The organism is Photobacterium lucens, from assembly GCF_009873615.1.
In the GTDB taxonomy this organism is placed as follows: domain Bacteria; phylum Pseudomonadota; class Gammaproteobacteria; order Enterobacterales; family Vibrionaceae; genus Photobacterium; species Photobacterium lucens.
The window spans coordinates 1-9,806 of sequence record NZ_SSMG01000427.1; the positions used below are offsets into that span (position 1 = coordinate 1).

The following is a 9,806-nucleotide window of genomic DNA, read 5'->3' on the forward strand; positions in this document are numbered from 1 at the left end:
TTTTCTGCAAAGGTATAAAAAGCGAAAAACTATTAATAAATCAACCAAAAATGCAGCAAAATATTTACTCATGTTGTTTACCCTCCATTATCTCATTCTAGATATTTATTTTACCTTTTGCGTTATATCCCACTTTTTACACCAGTGATCTAGCCATAACTTAATCTATATAACCATCAAAAATGTAATGTGACGATGAAACGATTTATATCATTCGTTGTGTTGCGACTTTTCTTTTTTGACTTATACCTACTTAATACAGCCACGATGATGGAAAGGTAATAGGGATAACGACAAAAAAGAATGGTGACTGGTTTTCTTTTATGGGTGTTAAACGCAGCTAATGGACGCTGGCTTTGTGGCATAGGTAGAGATCATTTTGATAACTAAGGATTTTATTGATGAAGAGTATATTATTTTTATTTGCTTTAATGATGTCATTCGGTGCTTTTGCTGACGATCATGGTGGTGCTGATCATGCATCTGATGGACAGCATATGGAAAAAACAGAATCACATGATCATGATGGCTCAGCTGATGACGCAGAAGGAACGACTGATAGTGATGGGGAAGAGCCATTAGTTGAAGAAGAGTCTGGTTCGTCTGATGGTGATCACGAACATGGTGAAGAACATGGCTCACACGATGAAAGTGAGCATAATGAAAGTGGACATAGTACAGACGATTAGTTCGTTAATTTTACGATAAAACATAAGCAGCTAAGCATGACCACTTAGCTGTTTTTTGTTGGGGGATTAAAACTGCTCGTTAGGTGCTTTGATGATGCGCACTAAGAAATGATGGGTTATCCAAATCACTAAAGAAGTAAGTACAACAGCAACAAAGATCGAGCTAAAACGATATAAAATCGAGAAGAACGCATCTTTCTTTTCAGGTATTAAAGCGGTTGTTAGCGGTACGGTTAACGCTGACATTGCGGAAAATGCAATACTTGATTTAATTGAACCTTGTGCAATCCAGCGACAGAAAAAGCCAGCTGCAATGGCATACGCCATTAAAAACAAGATGCCATTATTGATCCAAGAGTAAAGACCAAGCTGAATGATCATTCCAGCTAAACAGCCAAGAAATGTGCCCGTAATACGGATTTTCGCTACTGCCATTGAGCCGATGAGCGTCATTGGGGCAAGCACAATAAAGATCGATGCTTGAGCTGATAGTGAATCTTGTAAGTCACCAAATTGGAACAATAAGAAAGCAATCATGGCGACAATCCAACCTAATGCGGTTTGGCGTATCATACCAATGCGATCAACACGCTGAGCATTACTCGCTGCTGGTGGCGCAGATTGTTCTGATGTTGGTTCTGGAAATAAAAAATAAGCCAGTGCAGTAATAGGGGCGGTGACTAATCCACACATCCATAACGTGATGCTGAAATCTTCAATATCAAACCCTGTGTAGCTGCCAAAGTTAAACATGATTGAGCCAATTAATAAGCCTGAAAAACCAAACAAATAGGTTTTAGGATTGGTCATCGCAATACATTTACCCAGCAGCATAAGCCCAACAGCAACGGTCATGAGTAATGGGTAAGGCTGTAAAAATCCTGAAATGACGGTGACTTGTAATGTTGTCCAAACAATACCAACAATCAACTGGATGATGATAGAGGGCGTCCATCGCTCAGCATTCATCAACACCATAATAGGAAGTAAAGCGGTGAAAAAACCGTACGGCCAACCAAAGATCATACTGATCGCAAGCCCTAATACGCATCCGAACCAAATCCGCATTGTTTTCATGTAATTCTCCTAAATCAAGAGATGAGAAAGGGCGATCATTTCATGAGTGATCGCACAGCGGTTAGTAGATGTAGTGTAGCCAGCTAGCTAGATGAATTTGGAGACTTGCTAGTGTTTGCCATACAGGGTTGTTATCTGGGTAAATAACCACGGTAGCACGAGAGCCAATAAACAGTTGCTTTGGCAGTGGTGTATCACTATTAAGGTTAACGCGAACACGTTGTGCATCACGTACCCAACGATTATTCACTTCAACAGCACTTAACTGACCATTTGGGGTTTCCTGTGCAGCAGCAACACCAAAATCACGGTTGGCAATGTGGAAGTTGAACACTTGTCCCGGTAGTGCATCGTAAGCAACATAGGCAACTGAATCTTTGTTGATTAATGCAGTAGACTTTTCGCGAAAATCTGCAGAAACCCACATAGAGTTAGTTGGAATAAAAGTCAGCATTGGGTGGTTAGCACTTGCCATCGTGCCGACATCGAGCTGTAAGTTGGTGATAACGCCATCACTTGGCGCTGTGATTTTTGTATGGGCAAGATCTAACTCTGCTTGTTTTAGCGCATTTTTTGCAGACATAACCATGGTGCTTTCATTAGGGTTTTTACCTAATTTTGCTTGAATACTCAGTAATTGTTGCTGTGCTGCGTGTAATGTTGAAAGCGAGCTACGATCTTTCGCTAATGCGGTATCTCGCATAGAAACAGACACTAACTTCTTAGCTGCCAATTGGTTAATACGATTATATTCACTATGGGCGTTATCATAGTTTGCTTTGCTTGTCGCAACATTCGCTTGCGCGGCTTTAGATTGTGCAACTAATGATATCTCTTGCTCTTTAGCTTGTTGTAATGCCAATTTTGCCCGATCAACCGCTAATTCATATTTACTTGGATCAATGGTAAACAGCACCTCACCTTTAGTGACTTTTTGATTATTTTTAATTTCAACGGATGTGATATTACCTGACACTTCTGGTGCAATTTGTACCACATATCCACGAACGCGGCTTTCCGTTGTAAGGGGAATATGTCTATCTGCAACAATGATATAGCCTAGGAAAATAAGGAATAAAATGATGAGGCTTTTCATCCAGCGACGAAATGTTGTGTCTGTATTAGCCATACTTTTCTCATTATAGTGATCTTTATCACATTATTATATTGAGTACAGATTTGATTAAAAAGATTGATAAATATTACACTTATGATTCATTTTTAGGACAATGGTGAGTCATGAAAGCGTCACTCGATGATATTTACCTATTCATGTTAACGGTAAGGCATGGGGGGATAAGTGCAGCGGCTAAAGCACACTCAATGCAGCGTTCAAAAATAAGTCGTCGCATTCAAGAACTAGAGCAAGCATTAGGCTGCCAATTGTTAATTCGTACCACACGCCAAATTGAATTAACAGAAAATGGTCGTTTGTTTTATCAGTATATTAATCAACCCTTGAATGATGTTACGCAAGCGGTCAGCTTACTTGAGAATCAACAGCATGCATTTAGTGGTCGTCTGAAAATTGCGATACCAGCTGCAGTTGTCGCATCACCAGTATTCCTCGATTTATTAGACAGTTATTCGGCACAGTTTCCTGATGTAACATTAGACATTGTGCATCGCCATGAGAGCGTGGATCTCAAGCGAGAAAATATCGATCTGCAACTGCTGCCTAATGTTGTTGATGTGATCAATGAAGACTATGTGCAACAAACATTATTGTCATCCTCTAACCGTTTATTTTGTTCGCCTAAGTACCTTGAATCTGCGGAGTTACCGGGCACAATGGATGAACTTTACCAGCATCCGATCCTATCAAGTCGATACACATCAGCCTTGTTACCCGATGGAATGAATCTGCGGCTAGTGTCAGAAGATTTTGGTTTAATTAAGCAGCTAACAGAAACCGGTCGGGGTATTGCGCTACTTCCGATTGTCCTGTTTAAAGAGCAAGTTGCACGTGGGGAGTTAATCCCTGTTATGCATGATACGTTTGAGCTAGATATTGTGATGACACTGGTTTACCCATCACGACGTTTTATCCCTGAAAAAACGCGAGCCATGATTGAGTTACTACGCAGTAGCTTCTTTAAATAGATAGCGTTAATGGCATTTAATCATAACGGTAATTAGAAAAAGTATTTAGCTTGCAAGCTGACCCACTCAGGATCATCAAGAGGAATATCGTGACCAGCATTCGGGTGAATGGTGATTGGCAGTGACCAGTGTTTGGCAAGTTTTAGGCTACATTGATAGTTAACCAATTTATCGCAGCGGCTTGCGAGTATATGTATTGCATGTTGCGGTTGTTTACATAGTCTGAACTGGCGACAGGCATTGATTTGGCGGTACATATTAGTACATGAAATAGGGTGTTCAGCTTTCCAATTTGCCCATTGATGTGTGATAGCCGCGAGCTCTTCAAGACTCCATAAACGGTTTGATGTCAGGCGGATGACTTTTTCCTCTTGTTTGTAATTGGGTAGCACGAGGATATGAAGTAAATCGAAATAACGTTGCCAACGTAAGCGTTGGTAAAAGGGGGACAATGATTGGGTGCTGGTATTGATCAATAAAGCTTTATTTATATCGTTAGGATACAGCGCCATCCATTTTAGGGCGATCATACCTCCCATAGAGATCGCAATAATATCTGCACTATCATCACCTGTGTGTCGTAATTCAACAAATTGGTGATGAAGATCTTTGGCTATCTCATCCAATGTTTCAGGGGTGGATTCTTTATGACGGATACCATTACCTGCAATATCAAGACATAAAATATCATGGTGGGGAAAGTTTTCTTTCAAGCGATGAACAAACGCACCCCAGTGAAATTGATCACGGAATAATCCTCTTAATAAGATGATTGTACGTCTTTTTGTCATGTCATTCGTCACTAATGTTTTTTATGGCTGTGAATACCAGCGCATGATTGCCTGTTGATGATAGTGATGGTTATCTTTATGTTTAAACCACGCACCATAATTTGCAGTGGCATTGATCAAAAAATCCATCAGCACGATATGCTTTTGTAAGACTCGTTGAACACGCTGTGGACGCATAGGGTTGAAGATCCCAAGTGATTGTCTGAGTTGTAGCGGATTCTTTTTTATCCAGCGCCATGATCCCATTTCTAATGTTAGCGGTAATATGGATTGTTGCTGTATTAAACATTGCTCACTGATGTGATCCCATAAATCACCATGGCATAAGTAGTGTAGTGCTTGTGGTTCAAATACATAATTATGATTGGGGTAGGTGGTCGAAAATTTATCTCTCAAATGGTAGATGTCACCAATGTAAGGAAAAGGTTTAATGGCGCTATGCGCATAAGGAAACCATAGCCTATCTTTTACGCCAAAGCCTGAATGGCAGTCGAGTGACAGTGTCACTGGTCGATGTTGGGTCAGTGTAATCACATAATTTGCAAGCGCCGCCGCTTCAATTTCCATTGGTTGTCCCTCTTGCCCTCGATACCAAGGAATATGAGGTGACAAACGGTGTCCACCGACTAACAAAGGCGCTTTTTCACTGCATTCAACAGGTGCATTGCGCATCAGATCAACATGATTGCCATTTGAGCGATAGCACTTAGCCATGCCGACAGGATTAACTAAGGGAATAAATACGAGGTGAATATGTTGAAGCGTGTGTTGTAAATTCCGATCCCATACTAATCGCTCTGTGATGGCATGTAGGTATGACAGTAATACTTGGCTACCAATGCGCTCTAGTCCGTGAATGCCACCAACAAAAAGCATTAATGGCGCAGTGGGTGAGCGTGTACCTAAGTGAATAGCATAAAGCGGAAAGTGTTTTGCTGTGTAGTCTGAGAAATGCAGAGGACTGGGAATATTGGCTAAAACTTTATAGCTAAATGGTGTAGCGAATGGGTATTGATGTAAGCGATCAATTAACGTTTCGAGTTGAGTAAACTCAGGTAGATGTTTGGTAATGGAGTATCGTTGAGCATTAAGCAAAAGAGCCTCACAAACACAGGTAAAGAAAGATACAGTACCAATGAATGTTGACACTTCAGTGTCAGGCTCTTTTCTCTAATGCATGTTTATGCGGATTCTTTACGCGCTTTTTCGATGCGGTATTGTTTTGTTGCAGCAATCCATTGAGGACGACTAATGGCATAGCCTAACAGTAAGGCTGGCACAATAAACACGAGATGAGTAATGGCAAGTCGAATATCTTGCGCAACTAAATGATTGGCATTGGTCAAGTAGTGTACAACACCAACAATTGAAAAAATAACGCCAAGCGCTGTTAATATAAACATACCAACAACAGCTAGCCCGATAAGATCACGCAAATAAATTTTAGCTGGGCTCATAGTATGGTTCCAAATGTTACTGCCGAATGAGTTCGACACGTTTTATTGTCTTTATCCGAATACTATGCGCTTTAGATTGTAAATCTGTATTGATCTAGCTCACATTTTACCTTGCGTGGATGAATTTTTAATCACATTGAGCGATTATTTAAATGCAAGTCATAGCTATGACAAATCATTGTGCTTGCTGTGAATATCGTACTTTAGGTTATGCTTGTGGTTAATTACTGCTGAAACAACCAGCGAAATGCATCGGCAAATATTGTCTTGCCATTGTGCTCGACTACCTTTCCTTTTGAAAAAATAATGCGCTCAAAAGGCCAGGTTAAGATCTCCTGAATTGACTGTCTTAGGTATTTTTTCTCGGTATAACTTAGGCGTAATAAAAGGGGCATAGCGGGGCTGAAGTAACAGCCATTAAACAGCGCGTAGCCTAAATTAAATGGGTGTTTTTGTTCGATCATCCAAGCAAGCGTATCACCAAGAATAAGTGTTTGAGATTCAGGATCACAAAAGGCAATTTCTTCAAAATTATCATTTCCTCTGATCAAGGTTTGCAGTAATTGTCCTTGCCATAGTGCTGGAGTGTATTGACGTAGAACATCATCAAAGGTGAGATCCCCACGAGTTTGCTGTAATCCCGGTGCAGCAAAAAAATAGGCATTAGGGTAGGCAAGCCACCATTCTGATAAAAAGTGATGGTGATTTTTATTAGGAGTCACAATTGCAGCAATGTCGCCTAACTGACTTAGTTGCACTTTAAGTGGCTCAGATAGCTCAATAGGATTATGAATAAATAGCCGATCATCATTGAGTTTGATGACTGTCATTTTACTATTGTTGAGCATGCCATTTTGTTTAGTAGCTTGCTCTTGGTACCAGAGCCGATTTTCGAAACATTCAATCATCATCGCATCCTGCTGAGTCTGATAAAGTCTTTGCGGGTTATGATCTTCCGTTACCATAAAAAATCCCTTAATGAGGTTATCATTAAGGGATTGTTAATGGCTATGGTTTATTGTGTTTCAAAATGTGTGCTGAATCTAGAATGAACGACGTTTTATCGCTTGCATAATGTTGTGACCAAACAAATTGACGAAGGCGCCAGCAATAATCAAGCCGCCACCAATATACGTCCAAATAGAAGGCACTTCGTTAAACACAATAAAGCCAATAATGATAGATAGCACTATTTGAACATAAGAGTAGGCTGTTGCTTTACCAGCCGTTTGTATTTGCATTGCTTTGGTTAAGCCTAGTTGTCCGACTTGAGTGAAGATACCTACCAAGATCAATAATAAAGTCGTTGTCAGATCGGGCATTACAAAGTCTTGGCTTACAACCAAAATAGATAGTGGTAGTGTGATCAGAGGAAAGTAGAAAATGATCACCGAGCTGTCCTCAGTGCTACTGAGTTTTTTAACAATAATATAAGAAATCGCACTGACGAAAGCGCCAATTATCGCAATCATCACACTAAACATCGCAAGATGTGAGCCACCTGAATGGAGCGTGGTTGGATTGACGATGAAGAATAGACCCAACAAGCTAAGTACAATGCAGATAAGGGTAGAGAGTTGTACTCGCTCTTTTAAGAATATCACCGCGAGAATGGCAGTAAACACTGGGTTGATATACTGCAAAATGGTCGCTTCAGCTAATGGCAGTGTTGTTACTGCATAGTAGACGCAAGACAGTCCAATCGTTCCGACAAGTCCACGTACAACCAGCAAAGGTTTGTTGTTGCCCCAAACAGAGATCCCCTTACGTTTTATGTCGAGATAACTAATTATCAATGAAACAAAAGCGCGAGCAGCCACGATTTCAAAAACAGGAATACCAAGCTGACTGACATATTTTACGGTTGATGACATGAGGGCAAAGCCTAATGCTGATAGCAGCATAAAGCGTGCACCTAACGGAATTAGACTTTCTTTACTGTGACTCATTAATGGTATCTACACTTTAAAAGGGGAGCAAAAGCATAAATGACTCAGAGCAATAAACAAATGATCTGATGTAACGTTAGTGTCAATACTCGTTATGCTTAGCGTGGTGCTAGATAAAGAAAGAGATAAACAACACATTGTTTATCTCTTTAGTTGAAGTGAGCGGAAATGTTTTAATCAGTATTTGATACTATTTTTGTTTATATAGTCCAAACACACCAACACCAAATGCAGCAGCTAACCCAATAAAGGCAATTAAAAGGTGATGATGATGGATCCAATACATTGTCTCTCCTTAGAACGGTTTATTGTCCGCTTCTTTCGCTTTTAAAATCATTGGAGTAATAGTCGAACCTTGTACAAGGATCGAGAAAATTACAATGGCATAAGTCATTAATACGATGATTTCTTTCACATCTACATCTGGGTGTGACGGTAGAACAATACCTGCTGGGATCGCCATTGCCATTGCTAATGCTAAACCACCACGTAGACCACCCCATGTGAGGATCTTAACTGATTCTGGGTTGTATTGACGAAAATGACTAAAGCCCACATACGACAGACGAATACTTAAGTAACGGCTTAAAAGTACTAATGGGATAGCAATAATAACTGCAATAATATCAATGCTATGGAAGCTAAATGTGATCATGACAAAGCCGATCAGTAGGAATAATACCGCATTTAGAATTTCATCAACTAATTCCCAAAGGTGCGCCATCTGTTCAGATGATTGCTCTGAGATGTATTGACGAGTGATATTACCAATGATGATACCGGATACCACCATAGCGAGTGGTGCTGATACTTCTAAATGTTCGCCAATCACATAGCCAGCAGTTGGAATGAGCATGGTTAAGATCAGGCGTAACATGTTGTCATGTGAGCTTTTGATCATGTAATGGAAAATACCGCCCAGTACAGCACCAAAGGCAATACCACCAAGGGCTTCACGGATAAACAGCATTACGGTTCCTGAAACAGTAGGGGCTGTGTTTCCGAAAGCAACTTCAAAAATAGTCACAAAGATAACTAGACCAACACCATCATTAAATAATGACTCGCCTTCGATCTGAGTAGAAATACGCTGTGGTGCGTTTAATTTTTTCACAATAGCAAGTACAGCGATTGGATCGGTAGGTGAAATAAGAGCACCAAATAAACAGCAATAGATGAAATTTAAATCAATACCGATAAGGTTAAATATTAACCAAAGAACGATACCAATAAAAAATGTTGAGAATAAAGTGCCTGCTAAAGCGAGAAAAGTGATCTCAAACTTCTGATCTTTTAAATGGTTCAGGTCGATATTGAGAGCGCCAGCAAATAATAGGAAGCCTAATACGCCTTTTAATAGGAAGTCTTCAAATTTAACATGTTGAATGAGTTCAATTAAGGTATTTTCTTTATTTACAGGAATATAACCTAAGTGAGTTAATGCTAATAAAATTAGTGAGATAGCAATAGACCAACCGGTAATGGCAATCGTGGTTTGAAAACGGCCAAATTTATGGTTAATGATGGAAATAAAGACCGCAATTGCAGCCATAATACATATAGTGTCATATACTGACATGAAAACTTCGCTCCAAATCAGGATGGATTTTAACCATGCTGTTTATCATTTAATAATAATATACATGAATCATTCAATATCGACGGTGAATATATAGAGGGTTATACGGTTAAATAACCATTCATCTGAATATATCTTGTTCATAAAATATTAATGATTAA

10 protein-coding genes are annotated in these 9,806 nt (G+C 39.8%); 2 read left to right on the forward strand and 8 right to left on the reverse strand.

Annotated features, from left to right (window positions below; translation table 11 throughout):
* Window positions 1-401 precede the first annotated feature (401 nt).
* The gene (locus E5A76_RS17245; protein ID WP_161119684.1) at window positions 402-689 is read left to right on the forward strand and encodes a hypothetical protein; all 288 of its coding nucleotides are present in this window, start codon (window positions 402-404) and stop codon (window positions 687-689) included.
* Window positions 690-755: 66 nt separating this feature from the next.
* Here the strand turns inward: E5A76_RS17245 and E5A76_RS17250 are convergent, their stop codons facing one another.
* Together E5A76_RS17250 and E5A76_RS17255 are read right to left on the reverse strand one after the other, a co-directional pair.
* A complete protein-coding gene (locus tag E5A76_RS17250) occupies window positions 756-1,766 on the reverse strand; it encodes a DUF2955 domain-containing protein (protein ID WP_161119685.1) in 1,011 nt (336 codons plus the stop codon).
* A gap of 61 nt (window positions 1,767-1,827) precedes the next feature.
* Window positions 1,828-2,895 carry an HlyD family secretion protein gene (locus E5A76_RS17255; RefSeq protein WP_161119686.1) on the reverse strand — a complete coding sequence of 356 codons (1,068 nt, stop codon included), beginning with the start codon at window positions 2,893-2,895 and terminating at the stop codon, window positions 1,828-1,830.
* Between the two features lie 110 nt (window positions 2,896-3,005).
* Here E5A76_RS17255 and E5A76_RS17260 point away from each other — a divergent pair, with 110 nt between their 5' ends.
* Window positions 3,006-3,869: a LysR family transcriptional regulator gene (locus E5A76_RS17260; RefSeq protein ID WP_053988957.1), complete on the forward strand. Its 864-nt coding sequence runs from the start codon at window positions 3,006-3,008 to the stop codon at window positions 3,867-3,869.
* A gap of 32 nt (window positions 3,870-3,901) precedes the next feature.
* Here the strand turns inward: E5A76_RS17260 and E5A76_RS17265 are convergent, their stop codons facing one another.
* The 6 genes from E5A76_RS17265 to E5A76_RS17290 all read right to left on the reverse strand — a co-directional run bounded on the left by E5A76_RS17265 (window position 3,902) and on the right by E5A76_RS17290 (window position 9,645).
* Window positions 3,902-4,660, reverse strand: coding sequence for an alpha/beta fold hydrolase (locus E5A76_RS17265; protein WP_161119687.1), 759 nt, complete (start codon window positions 4,658-4,660; stop codon window positions 3,902-3,904).
* Between the two features lie 21 nt (window positions 4,661-4,681).
* Window positions 4,682-5,809 carry a M14 family zinc carboxypeptidase gene (locus E5A76_RS17270; protein WP_316247346.1) on the reverse strand — a complete coding sequence of 376 codons (1,128 nt, stop codon included), beginning with the start codon at window positions 5,807-5,809 and terminating at the stop codon, window positions 4,682-4,684.
* Window positions 5,810-5,841: 32 nt separating this feature from the next.
* Complete coding sequence (locus E5A76_RS17275; RefSeq protein WP_053988959.1) at window positions 5,842-6,117, reverse strand: hypothetical protein; 276 nt, start codon at window positions 6,115-6,117, stop codon at window positions 5,842-5,844.
* A 224-nt stretch (window positions 6,118-6,341) separates the two neighbouring features.
* Entirely contained in the window at window positions 6,342-7,082 is a 741-nt protein-coding gene (locus E5A76_RS17280) for a methanol oxidase, glmU (protein ID WP_316247347.1), read from the reverse strand.
* A gap of 78 nt (window positions 7,083-7,160) precedes the next feature.
* Window positions 7,161-8,066, reverse strand: coding sequence for a DMT family transporter (locus E5A76_RS17285; protein ID WP_161119688.1), 906 nt, complete (start codon window positions 8,064-8,066; stop codon window positions 7,161-7,163).
* A 295-nt stretch (window positions 8,067-8,361) separates the two neighbouring features.
* Window positions 8,362-9,645: a cation:proton antiporter gene (locus tag E5A76_RS17290; RefSeq protein ID WP_187695677.1), complete on the reverse strand. Its 1,284-nt coding sequence runs from the start codon at window positions 9,643-9,645 to the stop codon at window positions 8,362-8,364.
* Window positions 9,646-9,806: the final 161 nt, after the last annotated feature.